This window comes from Bacillus sp. SA1-12 (assembly GCF_000981385.1).
In the GTDB taxonomy this organism is placed as follows: Bacteria; Bacillota; Bacilli; order Bacillales; family Bacillaceae; genus Metabacillus.
The window spans coordinates 210,284-229,845 of the sequence record NZ_LATZ01000120.1 but is presented as its reverse complement, the minus strand read 5'-3'; the positions used below and the strand labels follow the sequence as shown (position 1 = coordinate 229,845).

At 36.2% G+C, this 19,562-nt stretch carries 21 protein-coding genes; 5 read left to right on the top strand and 16 right to left on the bottom strand.

Going from position 1 to position 19,562, the window contains the following annotated elements; all coding sequences use genetic code 11:
- Window positions 1–13: 13 nt before the first annotated feature.
- The 5 genes from WQ54_RS23040 to WQ54_RS23020 form a co-directional block, all read right to left on the bottom strand.
- Window positions 14–1,360 carry a sugar ABC transporter substrate-binding protein gene (locus tag WQ54_RS23040; RefSeq protein WP_046587745.1) on the bottom strand — a complete coding sequence of 449 codons (1,347 nt, stop codon included), beginning with the start codon at window positions 1,358–1,360 and terminating at the stop codon, window positions 14–16.
- 291 nt (window positions 1,361–1,651) lie between these two features.
- The gene (gene rbsK, locus WQ54_RS23035; protein WP_084822284.1) at window positions 1,652–2,593 is read right to left on the bottom strand and encodes a ribokinase; all 942 of its coding nucleotides are present in this window, start codon (window positions 2,591–2,593) and stop codon (window positions 1,652–1,654) included.
- A 4-nt stretch (window positions 2,594–2,597) separates the two neighbouring features.
- Entirely contained in the window at window positions 2,598–3,203 is a 606-nt protein-coding gene (locus WQ54_RS23030; protein ID WP_046587743.1) for an SIS domain-containing protein, read from the bottom strand.
- Between the two features lie 386 nt (window positions 3,204–3,589).
- Window positions 3,590–4,585, bottom strand: a complete 996-nt coding sequence (locus tag WQ54_RS23025) for a LacI family DNA-binding transcriptional regulator (protein ID WP_046587742.1) — start codon at window positions 4,583–4,585, stop codon at window positions 3,590–3,592.
- Between the two features lie 372 nt (window positions 4,586–4,957).
- Window positions 4,958–6,907, bottom strand: a complete 1,950-nt coding sequence (locus tag WQ54_RS23020; protein WP_046587741.1) for a translation factor GTPase family protein — start codon at window positions 6,905–6,907, stop codon at window positions 4,958–4,960.
- A gap of 530 nt (window positions 6,908–7,437) precedes the next feature.
- Between WQ54_RS23020 and WQ54_RS23015 the strand changes: the two genes are divergently transcribed.
- Together WQ54_RS23015 and WQ54_RS35710 are read left to right on the top strand one after the other, a co-directional pair.
- Window positions 7,438–7,935 carry a hypothetical protein gene (locus tag WQ54_RS23015; RefSeq protein WP_046587740.1) on the top strand — a complete coding sequence of 166 codons (498 nt, stop codon included), beginning with the start codon at window positions 7,438–7,440 and terminating at the stop codon, window positions 7,933–7,935.
- A 119-nt stretch (window positions 7,936–8,054) separates the two neighbouring features.
- Window positions 8,055–8,309 (top strand): IS3 family transposase, encoded by a 255-nt coding sequence (locus WQ54_RS35710; RefSeq protein ID WP_084822283.1) that lies wholly within the window; start codon window positions 8,055–8,057, stop codon window positions 8,307–8,309.
- A gap of 56 nt (window positions 8,310–8,365) precedes the next feature.
- On the opposite strand, the gene WQ54_RS23010 is transcribed toward WQ54_RS35710, so the two are convergent.
- The 11 genes from WQ54_RS23010 to WQ54_RS22955 all read right to left on the bottom strand — a co-directional run bounded on the left by WQ54_RS23010 (window position 8,366) and on the right by WQ54_RS22955 (window position 17,003).
- On the bottom strand, window positions 8,366–8,590 hold the full coding sequence (locus WQ54_RS23010; protein WP_046587738.1) for a hypothetical protein: 225 nt from the start codon (window positions 8,588–8,590) through the stop codon (window positions 8,366–8,368).
- A 334-nt stretch (window positions 8,591–8,924) separates the two neighbouring features.
- A complete protein-coding gene (locus WQ54_RS23005; protein WP_046587736.1) occupies window positions 8,925–9,308 on the bottom strand; it encodes a VOC family protein in 384 nt (127 codons plus the stop codon).
- A gap of 98 nt (window positions 9,309–9,406) precedes the next feature.
- Window positions 9,407–9,685, bottom strand: coding sequence for a helix-turn-helix transcriptional regulator (locus tag WQ54_RS23000; protein WP_046587734.1), 279 nt, complete (start codon window positions 9,683–9,685; stop codon window positions 9,407–9,409).
- Window positions 9,686–9,857: 172 nt separating this feature from the next.
- The gene (locus tag WQ54_RS22995; RefSeq protein ID WP_046587732.1) at window positions 9,858–10,304 is read right to left on the bottom strand and encodes an NUDIX hydrolase; all 447 of its coding nucleotides are present in this window, start codon (window positions 10,302–10,304) and stop codon (window positions 9,858–9,860) included.
- Window positions 10,305–10,491: 187 nt separating this feature from the next.
- Complete coding sequence (locus tag WQ54_RS22990; protein WP_046587731.1) at window positions 10,492–10,677, bottom strand: hypothetical protein; 186 nt, start codon at window positions 10,675–10,677, stop codon at window positions 10,492–10,494.
- Between the two features lie 213 nt (window positions 10,678–10,890).
- On the bottom strand, window positions 10,891–11,694 hold the full coding sequence (locus tag WQ54_RS22985; protein WP_046587729.1) for a bifunctional 2-polyprenyl-6-hydroxyphenol methylase/3-demethylubiquinol 3-O-methyltransferase UbiG: 804 nt from the start codon (window positions 11,692–11,694) through the stop codon (window positions 10,891–10,893).
- A 1,234-nt stretch (window positions 11,695–12,928) separates the two neighbouring features.
- Complete coding sequence (locus WQ54_RS22975; RefSeq protein WP_046587725.1) at window positions 12,929–13,678, bottom strand: ABC transporter permease; 750 nt, start codon at window positions 13,676–13,678, stop codon at window positions 12,929–12,931.
- The gene (locus tag WQ54_RS22970; protein ID WP_046587723.1) at window positions 13,679–14,440 is read right to left on the bottom strand and encodes an ABC transporter ATP-binding protein; all 762 of its coding nucleotides are present in this window, start codon (window positions 14,438–14,440) and stop codon (window positions 13,679–13,681) included.
- A 272-nt stretch (window positions 14,441–14,712) separates the two neighbouring features.
- The gene (locus WQ54_RS22965; protein WP_046587721.1) at window positions 14,713–15,054 is read right to left on the bottom strand and encodes a DUF1048 domain-containing protein; all 342 of its coding nucleotides are present in this window, start codon (window positions 15,052–15,054) and stop codon (window positions 14,713–14,715) included.
- Window positions 15,055–15,125: 71 nt separating this feature from the next.
- Window positions 15,126–15,446 (bottom strand): PadR family transcriptional regulator, encoded by a 321-nt coding sequence (locus WQ54_RS22960; RefSeq protein ID WP_046587718.1) that lies wholly within the window; start codon window positions 15,444–15,446, stop codon window positions 15,126–15,128.
- A gap of 696 nt (window positions 15,447–16,142) precedes the next feature.
- On the bottom strand, window positions 16,143–17,003 hold the full coding sequence (locus WQ54_RS22955) for a LysR family transcriptional regulator (RefSeq protein WP_046587716.1): 861 nt from the start codon (window positions 17,001–17,003) through the stop codon (window positions 16,143–16,145).
- A gap of 126 nt (window positions 17,004–17,129) precedes the next feature.
- On the opposite strand from WQ54_RS22955, the gene WQ54_RS35325 reads away from it, so the two are divergent.
- From WQ54_RS35325 to WQ54_RS22945, 3 genes are read left to right on the top strand one after another with little or no spacing between them, the layout of a single operon-like run.
- Window positions 17,130–17,684 carry a YbfB/YjiJ family MFS transporter gene (locus tag WQ54_RS35325; protein WP_269431584.1) on the top strand — a complete coding sequence of 185 codons (555 nt, stop codon included), beginning with the start codon at window positions 17,130–17,132 and terminating at the stop codon, window positions 17,682–17,684.
- Window positions 17,650–18,312 (top strand): YbfB/YjiJ family MFS transporter, encoded by a 663-nt coding sequence (locus tag WQ54_RS35320; protein WP_269431589.1) that lies wholly within the window; start codon window positions 17,650–17,652, stop codon window positions 18,310–18,312. The genes WQ54_RS35325 and WQ54_RS35320 overlap by 35 nt, the downstream gene beginning before the upstream one ends.
- A 24-nt stretch (window positions 18,313–18,336) precedes the next feature.
- The gene (locus tag WQ54_RS22945) at window positions 18,337–19,422 is read left to right on the top strand and encodes a nitronate monooxygenase family protein (protein ID WP_046587715.1); all 1,086 of its coding nucleotides are present in this window, start codon (window positions 18,337–18,339) and stop codon (window positions 19,420–19,422) included.
- Window positions 19,423–19,562 lie beyond the last annotated feature (140 nt).

Genomic DNA, 19,562 nt, shown 5'->3' with positions numbered 1-19,562 from the left:
GTGCAAAGAATTTTTATTGTTGCTGTTTGATCGCTTTATTAATATTATTTGCCGCTTTTTCTAAAGCCTCTTTAGAAGTGACTTTAGAGCCATCAACTAATACAGATTGAATAGCATTATCTACTTCATTTGAATAAAGTGCCTGATGTGGCCCTATCCATTCCTGGGTGTCCCATTTATTATCAAATGTATCAACAATCCATGAAGCTTTGTCTTCATATTCTTCTGGTTTCATTCCAGGAATATCTTTAAATCCTGTAACATTTTTGAATTCTTCGCTCTTTACAGCTGAGTACCTGGCTGGCGGTGCTACCCATAGTGTTTGCCAATACTTAGTTAAAGCTTCTTTGGAAGATAAATATTCTGCTAGCTTGTAGGCTTCATCAGGGTGTTTTGATTCATTGCTAACGGCCCACATAACTGACCGAGCGGTAACAACTTTTCTTTCTCCCTTTGGAAAACTAGTAGCTTTGAATTTAAAATCCGGAGCTGCCTTTGAAATCGAAGGAGAAATCCAAGTACCTTCAATAAACATAGCTGCTTTTCCTGTTTGGAAATAGACATCTGGTCCTATTTGGCCCATTTCAGATTGATAAGGAGTTAAGTTAAAATCAACCATCAGCTTCTTCCAATATTCTAATGCCTTTATTGCTTCTTCAGAATTAACTGTCGATGATTGTTTGTCTTTACTCCAGATAGAGCCGCCAAAAGCCATGACATAGTTACTGAATGTAAATGAATTCCAAGCCTGCACTAAACCGTAGCGTTCAACCTTTTTTCCTTTTTTTATTGTTAATGTTTCAGCATCTTTTAACATCTGATCTAATGTGTAATTGTGATCAGGCTCTTTTAATCCGGCCTCCTTAAAGGCAGCTGGATCATAATATAATGTTAATAAGGCCTCATCTTGTGGAAGTGCGTAAACTTTTCCGTCCTTACTTGCAATATCCCATACCGTTTTTACAAAGTCACTTTTATCCAACCCAGATGATTCAATATAATCATTCAGCGGTAAGTTCATACCCTTTGATAGAAACTTTGGAAGCGTATCAGCTCCTTGTCTCATAACATCAGGTGCATTTCCCCCAGCTGCTAAAGTTACTAATTTATCATCATATTTTGTGTAATTATGAAAAACAACATCTATGTTCGGGTTTTGTTTCTCAAATTCAGGTATATAAATATCTTTATATAATGCATCTTCCCAAGGCATCCCCCAAACCGACATACTAATCTTTACTTTGTCACCACTTTCTCCACCTGACGATTGCTTTTTAGGAGCACATCCTGAAAAAACCAAAGTTGATAAAAGGGTCAATATCAAAATCAAACGAAAAACTTTTTTATTGGCTATTAACATAGTTTTTACCCCTTATGAATTTTATAGTAAATCTTTTTTTTACTATTAAGTAACAAGCCTCATGAGGTAATGCTATAAATGGATCTAATTAAGTATCAAAGAACGACATATTAACTCAATCTAATAGTGATTCATCACCTCCTATACAGATTCTCATAGCCCAGGACTTTCCTCCTGATTGGTTATTTAAAAATTCATATCCCTAAATGTAAAGTAAACGTTTACAAAATAGGAAGATATTAATTTATTTTGCAGTATGTAAATGTAGATCCTAATTTTTAGTAAAATCATTTATTTAATAGCTGCCCTATTTTCAAAATCTTTAATAAAATTTTCAACTTCTTTAATAGAAGGCAGAGATGGTATGGCCCCTTTTTTTGTCACCGTCAAAGCTCCGACTGCATTTGCAAATTGAATGACTTCGATTAAAGATTTTCCATTCATACTCCCAACAGCAAGTGCTCCATTAAATGCATCACCTGCAGCAACTGAATCGACCGGATTTACTGGAAATCCCGGAATATACTTGGTACCAGATTGATTAACGAGTAAAGATCCTTTATCTGCAAGTGTTACGACAACATTTTTTACCCCTTTACCTATAAGCAACCTTGCTCCAGCTTCGGCATCTTCATTAGAAATGACCTTAATTCCTGTCAGGATCTCTAGTTCTGTTTCATTGGGTGTTAAATAGGTTACATGTTTAAGTAAATTGCTATCTAACCTCTGGATTGGTGCAGGTGCAGGGTTTAGAATGACCGGAACTTGGTTTTCAGCAGCATATGAAACAGCCTTCTGAATCATATCGAGATCCATTTCAAGCTGAACTAGTAATATCTTTGCCTCTTTTATAAGGTTTTCTATATTGTTTAAGTCGTCTATTTTATAGTTCATATTTGCACCGGGCACGACAACGATTCGGTTATCCCCGTTTTTTTCTAACGTAACAAATCCAACTCCGGTAGCATATTGCTCATCTTGTAAAATAAATTGCGTATTAATCTTTTCTTTCTTAAGAGTATCTATAAATTCTTCTCCGAATTGATCCAACCCCAGTTTCCCAATCATCGTTACATATCCGCCGAGTCTGGCTGCAGCTACGGCTTGATTTGCTCCCTTTCCTCCTGGAAACCTTGAAAAGCTTGAGCCTATAATGGTTTCCCCATTTTTAGGTGCTCGTGGTGTATGAATCACAAAATCCATCATAAAACTACCAATAACTATAACTTCCACACGATCAACTTCCTTTGTTGTATTTTATTAATAATTGTTCACCTAAGCTCCCACCAGGATGATACAGAAGAAAATCTTCTTCCTTAAATTCCTTTAAATTTGAAAGTGCAATGGCTAGAGCATCTCCAATAACAAGAGTAATCGTTGAACTTGTAGTGGGAGCTAACCCATGAAAATCAGCCTCTGTATTATATTGATAGGTAAGCGCTACTTCACAGGACTGTGCTAATGTTGAATCCTTTCTAGAAGTAATCGCAATACATTTTGATCCTATTTTTTCTAATGAAGGGAGAAGGTTTAGTACTTCTGCTGTTTCTCCGCTATTTGAAATCATGATTACTATGTCCTCTTTTTGTATCATGCCTAAATCGCCGTGCACACCCTCTGTACTATGGACAAAGAATGCCGGAGTTCCTGTACTTGCAAGAGAAGCTGCAATTTTTTTTCCGACGTGTCCAGACTTGCCAACCCCGGTCACAATAACTTTTCCCTTGCAATTTTTAATTAAATTTACAGCTGTTTCATAATGTGGACCTACTTGATTAAGGAGTTCTTGAATTGAAGAAGCTTCTATTTCTATGACTCTTTTTACATGGTTCAAGATATTCATAGTTTTTTCTCCCTTTTAATAAAGTTTATTGAACTTAAGTCCTTGATTCTTTTTCCATCAACATTTATTTTTCAGCTAAACACAATAGGTAAACGATTACACATTGATTAAAATGATGGGTATACGAATACACATCGATATAATGGAAAAACAAGTACATATTAATGGATAAACGATAGGTAAACGATTACACATCAACCAAAAAAGAATGTGTAAACGAATACATATTAATTAAAAAATTATAGGTAAACGATTACACATTAATCAAAATAATAGGTAAACGATTACACATTTTACATATGTAATTTAATGTAAGCGTTGTTGTTATAATATTATAAAGTTTTTAAAATATCAATACCTATTGTGAATTTTTTTGAATTTTCTTATTATTTTATTGACAGAGTTGGTTTAAATTTCTCATATATCGGACCATTTACGTTATTCGTTAAGCGTGTTAGTAATATTTCACCGACCTTTAAGCCCATTTCATATGGTGTCTGATTCACACTAATTATCCTTGGAGACTTCAGTAATTGAGCAGCTTCGATTTCTCCATATGAAGCTACCGTTACATCCTTTGGAATCCTTATCCCCCTTCGAGTCAATTGAAGGATCACTCCAAACGTCATGGAGTTATTAAATGATAAGATAGCTGTTGGTTTCTCAGTAAAATTTAAGAAATAATCTACTGCTTTGATACCGTCATTTTGAGTAAAGCTGCCTTTAAAAATAAGCTCTGGATTTTCTTGAATACCAAACTCTGCTATAGCTTTTTTATATCCCATATACCGTTCTAATCCCGTACTAACATTCAAACACCCATTAACAATTCCTATACGTTCATGACCTTGAAGGATAAGAGTTTTGGTTAATTCAAAAGCCGCTTCAATATTATCTTCAACAACCAGATCCAGCCCATGATTTTGATCATTAATTTTTCTATCTACTAAAATGACCGGAAGACCTGAATTGATGATTTTTGTTACCATTTCTTCGTTTTCACCAGATGTAGCTAAAACAATTGCGTCCACTCTTTTCTCCAACAATACTTTTAACATTTCTTTTTCTTTTTTAGGATTTTCATCACCGCTGCAGAAAATTAGATTATAGCCACTTTGATGTAATGTATCTTCTATCCCTTTAGATATGGTCATGAAATAAGAATTGGAAATATCAGGGATAATTACTCCTATTGTATTCGTCCGTTCATTTTTAAGACTTCTCGCCACTGCATTAGGTTGATAATTTAATTTCTTCACTACAGAAAGAACACGCTCTCTTATTTCATCGCTTGCGTATCCCTTATTACTAAGAACTCGTGAAACTGTTGCGGTAGATACACCTGATTCTCTAGCTACATCTTTTATCGTGATTCCTGCCAAAAAAACTCCCCCTTTGACGCTGCGATCGTTTACACACACTCGCTTTTGTCATTATACATTAATGTATCAACATGCATCAATATCGGTTCCTTATTGCAAAACCCTAATTATGCTTGAAGAAGTGATGGATGACTTAGATCAGACTTTTAATAATAGAGACTAATAAAACATGGTTACATTTCAACTCATAAAGTTTCTTGATGTTACGGGATAGAGCTTTTCTTATTCAATAAATATTATCGTAACTAACTCTTGCAAAAAATTAGGATTTTACTTGAATCCTAACAGAAAATCAAAATAGTGAGTGCAGTAATAATATAAGAAAGGGCGTCTAAACCCCATACGGTTAGGACACCCTTCAATACATATTATCTAAACAATTTTATTTAAGTGAAGGAAATATTCGCCTCGATTTAGCGGATTAGGTTGGCTCCGTTTATTTTTAGGAATCGTTTGATCAACCTTTTTATATCCTCCAGGTTTTATAGAAATGGTTCCTTCTCCACTTGTTAATGAATGGAAATCTAGCTCGAGCAAATCAGAATGACGAACAGGAATGGTTCCATTTATATACACGATCTCTTTTTGAAATTGCGGATCTTGATATGTTCCCTTCAACACGGACAACCTTGATAAGACTTTACTTAGGCTGCTTTCTGGTAATGTTAGCTGGATGGAATTCACCGGTTCGTAAACATTTGTTCCTGCTTTATGCAGTGCGTTCATAAGGACAAGTGGTACCAGGCTGCGAAAATCCTTTGCCGTTGAACAAGCGCTTTCATATCCTGAGTGTGTCAACGTAACGATGATGTCTGTTACATTCCATCCATACAAGCCTTCTTTTAAGACTTCCTCCACCGTTTCTTTTATCGCCTTTTGGAAAGATAAGGGAAGTGAACCTAGTTCTACTTCTAATCGGTACTGCAAACCAGAACCTTCTTCACCAGGCTCGACTCGGAAACCAACTGTTGCCCAAAAAGGATTACCATCTTTAACTTTGTATTCTGCAGCATTACCGGTAGAAAGAGGTTTTTCAATACAAATGACTTTAGGGGCTGAGAATATGACGTCGATTCCGTATTGTTGTTGGATCATTTCAGTAAGAATCTCTTGCTGAACTTTGCCGAATACGTGTATCATATTCTCTTTTGTTTCCCGATGGTAAACATATTGTAAGAAAGGATCCTCGGTTGTAAGATCAGTCAATGCCTGATGAAGAATAATCGAATCCTCAGCCTTTGCTGTATTAATTTGGACCTGTATCGGCGGACGATGGAATGTAAAGATGTTCACTTGATCAGAGTTCGTTCCTATGACATCCCCAACTTTTAGCTCTGACCCAGTAAGTACCCCTATGTCCCCTGCTTCAATTGCAGCTGTCTGAATTTGTTTCCCGTTTTTTAAGCATTGAAGTTGCTTTATTTTTAACTGTGAATATTGACCATTCTGTGTGATAACTTGGACTTCGTCACGAATTCGCAGTTGTCCTTCAAAAAGTCGAACAAAAGCCTCCCGCGTACCATTTGGATGTTTAATGATTTTGAACACAATCCCAGCAAGCGGTCTTTCATTTTTTTGTGAGGAATAACAAACAGGGAAGAAATCACTTAATGATGAAAGCAAATGATCAATTCCAACTCCCTTTGCAGCTGAACCTGCAAAAAGAGGGTAAACAACTCCATTTTTAACTTGCTCATGTAACCCGTTAAATAATTGTTCGTCTGGAATAGACAGATCATTTGCAAATTCATATAAAAGTGTTTCATTATTTAACGCCAACGTTTCGATCCAGCCAGCTTTTTTTGGATCTTTTCGTTTAATTTTTACAGTAGAAGTTCCTTCATACATGACTTCGTTCAATTCACATATTTCTTCAACTAAGTTATTTTGAATCATGTCCCTAGTTTTTTGATAATTAGCACCCATCCTGTCCATTTTATTCATAAATAAAATCGTCGGTATTCGCTGCTCTTTTAATGTTTGCATCAATACTTTTGTTTGAGATTGTACTCCCTCAACCGCCGAAATAACAAGGATAACTCCGTCAAGTACAGTTAAGGAATGTTCCACTTCAGAAATAAAATCTGCATGACCCGGTGTATCAATTAAGTTTACTTTGAGATCATCCAATGAAAATGAAACTGCAGCAGATTTTACCGTTATCCCTCGTTTCCGTTCAATCTCCAAGGAATCTGTTGTTGTATTGCCATGATCAACAGATCCCGGTTGTTCAATGATTCCGGCCCTATAAAGAAGTTGTTCCGTTAAAGTTGTTTTACCGGCATCAACATGGGCCAACACTCCTATGTTGAGTATTTTCATCTGTAATTACCCTCTTCATCATGATTTTATTTTTTCCTTTCATTTGGTTTGTTTTTATGATTTTACACATTGTAAACGCCTCCATTTTAGTTAGTTAAGTGTATTCTAGCACAATTTTAAGAAGGATTCCCATTTTTATGGAGCCCCTTTTTCATCTTCCTAATAGGATCATTTATTCTTTAAAAATGCGTTTCTGTTTTTTACAAAAAAAGTGTCTTATTATGGCATAAAAAATACGGAATGATCACTGTTTATATCAAACAATATTTGAAAAAATTGGCCCAATAACACTCCAGATATCAATAGGGTGGAAGAAAACATTAGACCTGCTCTTAACAAAATAATCAGTAAAATCATAGGGGGAAAATATAAGATGTGAGTGTACGAAACCTGTTTATGATAAACATGAATAGAACATCAGCCATTGCTAACTTTGTGGTGGATTTTTGTAGTTTGTATGGATTTAATCTTTCCGGATAAAATATAGTGGATAAGATTTATCGCTCATTTGCTGAAATTAGAGGTGTTTTATGAAGAAACCAAAGATGTTATTAATATTACTGTTTGTTCTTCCTTGGCTTACATTCCCACTATTAGGTTGGAGAACGATCGTTAGATTTTTTCCCGCCACTATTTTTATAAGTGTTATCTCAAAAATTTTATATTTTATAGGTAAAAAGCGTAAATGGTGGTTATTTTATACAAATGTAAATCCTAAAATAAGCGGAGACACTGCATTTGTATTTGGTCCTTTCTTTCTTTCAGCACTCTGGATACTTAAATTGACGTACGGCAGATTTCCTTTGTATCTAATTTCTAATATCATACTTCATCTTTTATTTGATGTTTGGGGATTAATACTTTTAAAGCGAACACGAATCGCTACATTAGTCAAAATCAAGCCATTCCAGCATTTTTTGTTCCTTCAACTTAGAGCCTATCTTTTATATGTCTTTCAATTCTTGTTTGAGAAAATAAGAAAAAATAAAAACCCTTTATTGGATAATATTGAACTGTATCCCGAATAATGGACACTTTTAAAAAAAGTCCATTATTCGGGATTTTTTGTGTTTTATCATAGAAAACCCTTTATAATCAAAACAAATAGAGTGAACGGGGAATTTAGATATGAGTAAAATTATTTTTAATGAATTTTAACATAAACAATTGGATAACAAATGTCAATTATGTATCAGATCGGTCTAGGATACTAAATCTTATAAAACAAATCTACGATGAAAAGAGTGGTAAATCAGGTGAACGAGATATAAGAATGGTTCTAGAAAATGACTATTTTACGGTGATGAATCTAAAGAAATTCTATCGTATTATGAATAAGTTCAACCTAAAATCAAACACTACCTTTCTTATTCATGCTCATACATATTATAGATCTGTATAAATAAAACCTGCTTCATTAGTCAAAAAAGAAAAGCCACCTCATTTGGCAGCTTTAACTTAGTTCTCGTCAGCAGCTTTTCGTTTATGTGTTTCATTTATGATTTTCTTGTTAAGAATCCTTACATTCCCAACCATTAGCAACCTCATATCTTCGACAATATACTTTGCTAACTCTTCGTCAGAAATGTCATCTCCATCAATATCTAATCGGAATTCCTGCCCTTGAATTCCACCGCCATTCGTAAATTCGATTTCAAAATCAAATAGCACTCTTTTATCCACTTCTCATCCACCTTAATCTTTGTTTTAGTGTGTTATATATTTATTCTGGTTTAACAAAACAATTACCTTCTTCTACTTTTTTTGCTGCCTTAGCTGAGAAGAAAATGGCAGCCTGATGTTTAATTCTTACACTCATGTGTAAATCAACTTATTCACAATGTTCCATTTCTATTGGCGAATGAGAAGAATGTCATTATTTTTCCCCTTAAAAAGGTATAACCCTGTCCTAAAATTTGGACAGGGCTATCTAAAGCGGATTAATACCAAAAAAACTTCAGCAAACTTAAAACCTAAGCAAGAAAGTTGTTAAGAAATTGACAACTTCGACATGAAGTTACTGCTGCAATATCTGAATAAGGTTGCCGCAAGTATCATCGAAAACTGCAATTGTGTTTTCACCCATTTTTGTCGGCTCCATAGTAAACTTCACGCCGTTTTCCAATAATCGTTTGTACTCTTTATGAATATCAGCAACGCCAAACATTGTTGCTGGGATGCCCTCGGCAAATATTTTCTTTTGATACTCCTTTGCAGCAGGATGATCATTCGGTTCTAGTAATAGCTCGGTACCTTCACGTTCATCGGGAGAAACAAGCGTAATCCATCTAAATTTCCCCATAGGAATGTCATGCTTTTTTACGAATCCCAGCTTTTCTGAATAAAATTCGAGTGCTTTGTCTTGGTCTTGTACGAATAGACTAGTAACAATGATTTTCATAATGTTATGCCTCCTTTGATATTTACCACATTGGTGTTTTGGATACAATCTGGATCCAACCAGAAAAACCTACATTTGTCAGAAGGTTTTAAATAAAATTAATCTATCCATCCATTAAGCAAATTTTTAAGTGGTTCGTTGTTAAATATAACTACTCGATATTTTCCCTTTCTTTGTGATTTTACGAGCCCTGCATCCTCCAGTACAGAAAGATGTTTAGCTATCCCCTGTCGCGTAATGGAAAGATTGTGCTTTGTAATAAGACGTACCGTAAGTTCGTACAACGTCTGCTCGTTTCGTTCGGAAAGTTCATCTACTATTAGTCGTCGAGTCGAGTCGCCAAGTGCTTTGAATATAGCGTCTTTATCCCAATTCATATATTGAGTATAAGCAACTCTACGGTTGCTTGTCAAGCATAAGCAACTGTAGAGTTGCTTATGATAGGAACCTTATCATTCAACCGTTAAAGTCTTATATTTGTAGTTTGAATCATATAGAAAAATACCCATTAGCTCAATAAAAAAGCCTGCAACAGCAGGACTCTCACCATTAAATGCATATGTAGTTATGTAGAATTGAAATCATATCCTCAGCAAGTTTAATACTTTCCTTTAAATAAATAGTCGAATTGGGGTGGTTTAGTATTTCTTCAGTCGTTAACCATAAGACCTCTTCTACCTCATCAGGACTTTTAGGAAATGCTTCACCTGATTCATATTCGCAAAGAAAAACAATATCTACTACATTTTCACCTTTGTCTGTTACAAAAGATTTACTGTGCACGTAATATACCTTGTCAATTACTTTCACTCCGACTTCTTCTATAATTTCACGCTTTATAGTTCTTTCTAATATATTTGATGAATTTCCTTCTCCATCTACCTTACCTCCAACAAGAGAAAGCAGACCACCTGCATGTTCCTCTTTTTTACTTCTTTCAATAATTAACCACTTATCATTTTTCCTTATAGCACCTTCAACATTTACGATAAACATATTAATTATCCCCCTAAAACTACATTGATACTGATAGATTCCATTAACCTGCCCTTTACGTAAATAAGTAGCTGTCCAAAAGGGCAGTTGAAAAAGGAATTGAAAAAATTTCATCCACCCGTTAACCAATTATAAATTATGAGACTACTAATGATTGCAAGAGAGATAAGTATCCATCCTTTATTTTCTAAGGCTGGATTAGACCACCCAATATTTGCATAATCATCAGCATACCCAATGGTGCAATAAATGATTTTGCATTATTTAAGGTCTCATTACGCCAATCTACATCGTAAAAGCTATAAATAGACATAAATAAAAATGTTAAAGTTCCAAATGTAAACAAATATTGTTTGATATTATGACGGTTCATTATAATCTCCCTTGCCCCCATCTCTAAACCATGACAAACTCTATTAGGAAATATCATTCTTCAATTAGCCTTTTCCGATAGTATTAATGGTCTATTTCCTACTAATCTTCTTAATTCCATAACATCATTCATTTAAATTTCCCCTATGTAAATCTTCAAAAACACTTATGTAGAATGAAAGATCTGTTGGCATAAGAAGAATAAAAAATAGGTCTACTTTTTCCTTCCAATGTAAAGCAAGTGAGTTGAAATCCCAAGAATATAAGGATCGGTTGCATGATCGATAATTAGTTTCATTACATTTTCTTCTTCCCCTTTGTCTTTCCAATAGTCCCAACTATTTTTATTTAAAATTGCCGCAACATTCGAACCTAATAATTCCAGACTGTCAAAGCCTTGTGACTCCATAAATGGCTTGATTTCTTCAATATTAAAATAATAAGCTCCAGTAAAACGCCCTTCGTCTGAGTGGTTGAAACAACCTGTTTTCGAAAATTGGTTAATTGTTTCCATATTATTGTTAGGTTTCCAATTCTCAGGAAATAAAAGAGAGTTAAAAATATGCCTTATTCTGGGCATAAACGCCACAAATATGAGCCCGCCTTTTTTTATAACCCTTCTCAACTCATTGACTGCTTTAATTCGGTTCTTTTCTTCTTGCAAATGATACATTGGGCCGAGCATCAATGAAGCATCAAACTGTTCATCCTCTAACATACTTAGTTCTCTTGCATCGGCTACTAAGAAATCTTTAAATTTATGAGTTAAATTAAGGTCAATTGCTTTACTCCTTGCAATATCCACTAATCTTGGTGTTAAATCAGCCAATGTCACATTGTAACCTTCTTTAGCTAATTTCATTGAATATTTTCCTGGTCCAGCACCATTATCCAGCACATCTCCCGTTTTTGGCATATATTTTTTAATATAGTGCCAATTTACTTGAAATTCTATCGGTTCCCGATCCAGCCTTCCCCACTCATCAAATTGATTGTAGTATTTAATTATTTCACTCATCATTTTCACCTATTATTCTTCATTTTTTCTTCTAATTCGATAAATTGCCTTTAAATCCTTTTTAAACTAAATTGCACGTTTAATGGAACAAAAAAATTTTTGTCCAATTAGTCTTTTGGTTTATTTTCTATTCTTGGAATTTATAGATGAATTTCTCAGACCTGTACCGTAGTCAAAATCAAACTTATTTTTAGTTCGCAATTTAAGCGAATTGTGAAACAATTAGGCTTTAATCTCTGAATAGTATCACTAAGTTTTTCAAAGTATATATATAATCACTACTTTTGTAGCTAACTAACTTTACTAGGGGCATCATAATGGTCTACGTATTCACTATTACTTCCTTGATTATTAATTCTCTTATAATTCTGTTTGCACCCATTAAACTAAATCGACGTGAAATTTATTTAACATGGATATTTGTTACTCTTGTTGTGCTTTGGAGTGATATATTTCTTGGTGATATTTTAGACTTATATGATTTAATGGATCCCGGACCTCAACCATATGATTTATTTATACAAACAACTTTGCCTGCTACATTTGGAATACTGTATGTAAACTTCATGCCAAATAATAAGAAAAAATTTATTTACTATCTATTGTTCTGGGTTATTATCTCCGTGACTTATGAAATCTTATCCAGCTATTGTGGGTACGTCGTATATAAGGGTTGGAAGCTATGGTGGTCTGCAATTTATTATATTTTTGCTTGTTTGGCTACCCGGTGGCACTTTTATTTTTGTAAGAATAAAAAGAATTAAACTGTAAGCCACACACTTACGACGCAATTTACGTCAAATGCCACATAACAAACTTCCTTCTTATTGAAGGTAAGCACATTTTAGTCAAATAGCTTTACCCAAACCAATTTCATCTCTAAGAATTCTATCAATTATTACTCAACATAATTAAAAAAGGCTGCCGCAGCAACCCATTTTATTCTAAAATTATTGCATCCTCTACTTTAAATATATTTCTTCACAAACTCACACTAATAAACCTTTTTTGTCCATTTTTGTTTAAAAGTCCTTTTTCATTAAATGAAATAAAAGGACAATTCATATTGCAAAATTGCGCACGATTTTTGAATACCATGAAGGTGTTATTTCGACAATAGTTACATTTAGAACATGACAAATAATTAAAGCACGGAAAATGTTTCCGTGCTTTTCCAAATATATATTATAATTCGGAAGATTTAGTTCCACGAGACACCGAACAGATGGTGTACTTACCCTAACTGGCGTTTAAATGATTTACTGGCGAAGAAGTAAGCGATGACCATGATGCCGACACACCAGGCAAGCGCGATCCAGATATCGTTGCCAACTGGCCCTTCATACAAGAGGGCACGAATTGCATTCACGATTGAAGTCACGGGCTGGTTCTCAGCGAACGCACGGACAATTTTAGGCATGGTTTCGGTGGGGACAAAGGCCGAACTGATAAACGGCAGAAAAATCAGCGGGTACGAGTAGGCTGTCGCCCCTTCCATAGATCCTGCTGTCAAGCCGGGAATGACCGCCAGCCATGTCAGCGCCAGCGTAAACAGCCCGAGTATCCCAGCTACCGCGAGCCAATCCAGGATATCAGCACTGGAACGGAAGCCCATCAAGAGCGCAACGAGAATAACCACTACGAGAGTAAGCGCATTGGAAACAAGCGAAGTCAACACGTGAGCCCACAATACCGACGAGCGCTTGATGGGCATGGTAATGAAACGCGCCATCAGCCCGCTCTTTACATCCGTAAACAACCGTACGGAAGTGTAAGCGACTCCGGATGCGATAGCCATCAGCAAGATTCCCGGCAATAAATAATTGACGTAGTTGTCCGTACCTGTCTCTATGGCACCGCCAAATACATAGACAAACAGCAGCATCATCATAATCGGCGTAATCGCCACCGTAATAATCGTATCCGGGCTGCGCATAATGTTGCGCATTAAACGTCCTAGTAATACCCCTGTTTTGCTTTTCAATTACATCTCCTCCTTTTTGCCGATGATCGCGAGGAAAATTTCCTCCAATGTCGGCTGCTTCTCGATGTACTCCACTTTCGCTGGCGGGAACATCTCTTTGAGTTCGGTAAGGGTACCAGTCGTAATGATTTTTCCGCCATGCAGGATGGCGATACGGTCTGCCAGTTGTTCGGCTTCCTCCAGGTACTGGGTCGTCAGCAAGATGGTCGTGCCGCCGCCAGCAAGCTCCTTCACGGTATCCCAGACTTCAATCCGAGCTTCGGGGTCAAGCCCTGTCGTCGGTTCGTCGAGAAAAATGACTGCTGGCGTACCGATCAGGCTCATCGCAATGTCAAGCCGGCGCTTCATCCCGCCGGAATACTTATCCGCTCGGCGGTTGGCCGCATCGGTCAGGCTGAATCTTGCAAGCAGATTGTCGGCGACTTGAGCGGGCTTGGAAACTCCCCGCAACTTGGCGATCATCATCAGGTTTTCCCGCCCGGTGAGCATGCCGTCTAAAGCTGCGAACTGCCCTGTCAGGCTGATTTTTTGGCGAACATGATCCGGTTGACGCTGGACGTCAAAGCCGCAAATACCTGCTTCGCCGCCATCGGGCTTCATAAGTGTCGAGAGGATGTTGACCGTCGTCGTCTTGCCCGCTCCATTTGAGCCCAACAGTGCGAAAATTTCACCACGCCGCACCTCAAAATCCACTCCCTTTAATACTTCCTTGTCTTTAAAGGATTTTTTTAACCCTTTTACAGAAATCGCTGCATTGCTCATATTTTTTTCCTCCTTATAAATAGTGCAGCAAGGCCGCTTGCGAGTTCCGGAAATTTCGGAGCTTTGTCTGATAAACAAACATGTTGCTTGTGATCAGCCAAAGCTGAGTAATGATCCGATCGATCTCATTGCGGAGCTAGATTGCCTATACTCTTCTAGTTAGTCTGACTGATAATCTGTATTACTTATTACCGAGTTAAAAATATAACTGAATAGCTAAGGCGGCAATTCACATTTGTAACCTGCTAATCAGTCGGTATTATCAATTGAATTTATTTTTTTCCCAAACGCTTCATGATACTCTGATTTAAATCTTCACGATACTTGGCGACATAAGTTTTAGCGTTCGCCACCAGTTCGTCAGCAAAGGACGCCACGTCGTCCCCAGTGATTTCCAGCACTTGTCTTCCTTCCGCTGCTCCGGCTTCGAACAACTCGATTAATTCATACTGCATGTGCATCATATCCATCCCGTTGCCCGCTGAGAAATTCCACATGTAGTTTTGAATTTTCTTAAAGACAAACTGGTAGTCCTCTGGCAGGGCTTCAACCCGTGCCATCATCATCTTATACTCTTTTTTATCACCAATCATTTTTTTGAACATTTCCATCATGTTATTTTTCCTCCTTTTTTATAAAGCTGAATAAGTCACTCCAAAAATATCGGACGGAATATCTTATGAAGCTAGGTTGACTTTAAGACATTGATTTTTGAAGATACAAAATCCCATTTTTTCCAAAACAATTCAAGTTCCTGCCTGCCAGCCTCATTAAGTGAGTAAAACTTACGTGGCGGCCCCATATCTGATGGTTTCTTTTCTATGTTCACTAGTTTTTTCTTTTCTAATCGCACGAGGATGGTGTAGACCGTCCCTTCCACAACTTCTGTAAACCCAAGTTCGTTCAGGCGGCGGGTAATCTCGTAGCCATAGGTTTCATGGCGGCTGATGATTTCCAGGACGCAGCCTTCCAGCGAACCCTTCAGCATTTCAGTTAAATTTTCCATGTTTAGAACCTCCTTTACCTCCTCTATTTTGTCTGACTTATATTCAGTATTACATAGTACTGAGGCGAATTTTTACCGAATAGCTTCTGAGAGTCACGCTATTCAGTATTGCTTATTACAAGTACATTGTAACACCGAGTAGTAGGGGTGTCAACTATATCTCCAAAAAATTTAATTGCTTTCCCACTATTCAGTGGTGCTGGTATTCAGTGTGACCTACTACAGGTATATCGTAACACGTAGTAGATCGACTGTCAAATGGATTTTCTAACTATTTTTAAAACCAGCTATCCCCACTTCATACAGCATCTTCTTTATGGAACTTTTACTTCCTCCTTTGCATCTTTCACAATGATTACACCGCTGATCATTCCCATCCGGCAGCTGAACATGTGAATATGGCAATTCTATCACTCCATTATTTATCGATGATCTTATTCACTACTTGCTCATTAACTTTTCATTAGCCATTTTTTAATCACCTCTTAATATACCCAATATCTTGAAGTAATCTGCAAATTTAGTTCAATAAAAAAAACACCAAATGGCAGCTGGATCTTCAACATTAGCTACCAGTTAACTTTTAGTACAATATTTCACAAACTTTTTACTAAATATGAAAAAGACTGTCGGAACAGCCTTATTTATTCTGTGATTTTATCATTTTTGTTGTAACAATAATCCTGACAAATCCACCTAATCGCTTAACATATCAATAAATTTTATTAAAGACGCTGATAAATACTTTTCTTTTCGGTAAATGAACATTGTTTTGACTTTTCCATATGGGATGGGTAATGAATGCTGTCTAAGAGTTCCTGCTTGTACTTGTTTTGCAATAGCACTGTTAGGGAGCAGACTTATACCTAGACCCGCAGATACGCAACCGATGATCCCATCTATTGTGCCAAATTCCATTATCTTATTGGGTATTATCTTCTCTTGGTAAAACAAATGTTCAAGCATTTCCCGATAAGCACATCCCATATGAGATACAAGTATTGCCTTTGTTTGAATATCTTTAATAGAAGATATAGGAGGATGAACAGTATCCGTAATAAGAACTAGTTCCTCTTCGAAAACTTCTTTTTGAATAAGATCAGGGTGATTTATAGGTCCAGCTACAAATGCCCCATCAATTTCATACTGAAGAACTGCCTGAATATTTTGTTTGGTAGGTCCTGTTTTTAAAGTCAAATCAACCTCCGGAAAGTCTTTATGATACTTTGAAAATAGTACTGGTAAACGAACTGCTGCAGTTGTTTCCATTGAACCAATGACTAATGGACCTCTTGGTGTTTGATCATCAGTCATTGCATTTTTAGTTTCTTCTACAAGATCGAATATTTTTTCAGAGTATGTTAGCAACATGATTCCTTTGGCAGTTAATGCAGTGCCTCGATTATGTCTGTAAAATAGGGTTGTTTGAAGATCCGATTCCAACTGCTGTATTTTCATCGTGATATTGGACTGTGCATATTGAAGTTCTCTTGCTGCATGCGAAATACTCCCCAATTTTGCAACCGTTTGGAAAATTTTTAATGAATGCAAATCCATAAAAGTCCTCCTCATCTTCCTTTTTGTTATCTGATTGACTGATAGCAAATATCAGTTTTATGTATTATTCAATATACCAAAAAAAAGATATGCTTTAAATATAATTTATTTATTGGGGGTTTTAATTTGAAGAAACAACTATATCTATTTTTAATAGGAGGAATATTGTCTTTAATCATTGCTATGGGGATTGGCAGATTTGCATATACACCCATTCTTCCACTCATGCAAAAAAACCTTTCTTTTTCTAATACGGTTGCAGGTTATATAGCATCCAGTAATTACGCAGGTTATTTGCTTGGAGCAATTTTAGCAGGTGCTTTTCCTTTGAAGAAATATAGATTGATTTCCTTAAGAATAAGTCTAATCATCAGTATCTTAACCACTGCTTTTATGGGACTAACCTACTCTCATTTATTTTGGTATGTACTCCGATTTCTATCAGGGGTGTCCAGTGCTTATGTCTTGATCCTAGCTTCCGGTATCGTGTTTGATAAACTTTCAACTATAAACAAAATTAGCTTGTCGGGCTTATTCTATGGCGGGGTAGGTTTGGGTATCTGTTTATCCAATCTACTAATTCCGAGTTTAAACCATTTATATCAGTGGGAAGGAACTTGGATGGGACTAGGCTGTTGTAAGTGGAATCCTCGTTTTCTTCGTATGGACCTGGCTAGATGATCATTCAAACTCAGTTGAGATGAAAACCAAACAAGAAATTACACAATCCCCCCCTAATAAATGGCTCATCTGGTTGATTATTGCGTATGGATTAGAAGGATTGGGTTACATTGTTACAGGCACGTTTATCGTATCTATTGCTGAAAAGACCTCATATTTTCATAAAGATGCTACCTTAGTTTGGATGTTTGTTGGTTTGTCTGCCATTCCATCCTGTCTCATTTGGTCTTTACTTGCTAAAAAAAGGGGATACGTTAAATCCTTAGTTCTTGCAATGGCAATGCAATCCTTTGGGATGGCGATTCCAGCTTTTTGGATCTCAAAAACTAGTTTTATCATAAGTGCTTTATTATTTGGAGCAACGTTTATGGGTATCACTACACTTGCTACCACATTAGGACTGGAAATAAACCCATCTAATAGTAGTCGAACTATCGGCATTCTGACCGCTATATTTGCTATTTTACAGTTGATAGGACCCCTCCTTGCTGGAGTCTTATCGTCAATCACTCATAATTTTAATACTGTATTGATAGGAGCATCTAGTGTCATTTTAATTGGGGCAGTAATGCTTTTAAATGGAATTCAGTTTGAGAGAAAAACCAATGGAATATTAATCAGTAAGTAAAAATGAATTACGAGGTGTGAAATTATGTTAAATAATCATATGACTGAACTTTTAAAAATTGAGTATCCGATTATACAAGCTCCAATGGCTGGCGGAGTAACAACTTCGAAATTAGTGGCTGAAGTTTCAAATGCCGGAGGTCTAGGAATGATTGGTGCAGGCTATATGACACCTGGTCAAATGCGAGAACAAATCCAGGAAATAAAACATTTAACATCAAACCCTTTTGGCATAAATCTATTTGTTCCTGAAGAATATGATGTTATAGACGATGAAGTGAAATCAATTAACGAGATATTAAACCCTATTCGTGAGCAATTGAATTTACCTCGAAAAGATTGTTTTGAAATTACTAGATTTAAACATGTCTATGAAACATTTATTGAGCAAATCAATGTGTTAATTGAAGAAAATGTAACTATTTGTTCTTTTACATTTGGGATCCCTTCTAAGGAAGTGATGGCTGAATTAAAGAAAAATAATATGATCCTGATAGGAACAGCCACCACTGTGGGAGAAGCAGTTGAAAATGAAAAAGCAGGAATGGATCTTGTCGTTGTTCAAGGCAGTGAAGCTGGAGGACATCGCGGGAGCTTTATCGATGGGAATCAGGAAAGTTTAGTTGGTTTAATGTCACTAATCCCACAGGTGGTTGACAATGTAAACATTCCTGTTATTGCTGCGGGAGGAATTATGGATGGACGAGGATTGATGGCTTCTATTTGCTTAGGGGCAAAGGGTGTACAAATGGGTACTGCTTTCTTGACTTGTGTTGAAAGTGGTGCACATCAGGTTCATAAAGAGGCAATCCTTAATTCAAACGAAGATCACACTGTTTTAACTCGTTCATTTTCCGGTAAATGGGCAAGAGGAATTAAAAATAAATTTATTTTAGAAATGCAGAAACACGAAACATTTTTACCAGATTTTCCTGTTCAAAATACACTTACTCAAGATATAAGAAAAACTTCTACTGTACAAAACAATCCAGACTTTATGTCACTTTGGGCTGGTCAAAGCCCACGATTAGCCCAAAATCAAACCGTTGAGATATTCATTAAAAATATTATTACAGAAGCAAAAAAATTATGTTCAATGGACGCGAGGTAATATCTAATATCACAAAAACCTAGCCAATAAAGCTAGGTTTTTGTGTATACCTTATTGAGCTAACCTACTCCTTTAGTTCAATAAAAAAAGAGTTGCAGCAACAACTCCTTTTTTACTCAAACACCCATTAGTTTAAGTGA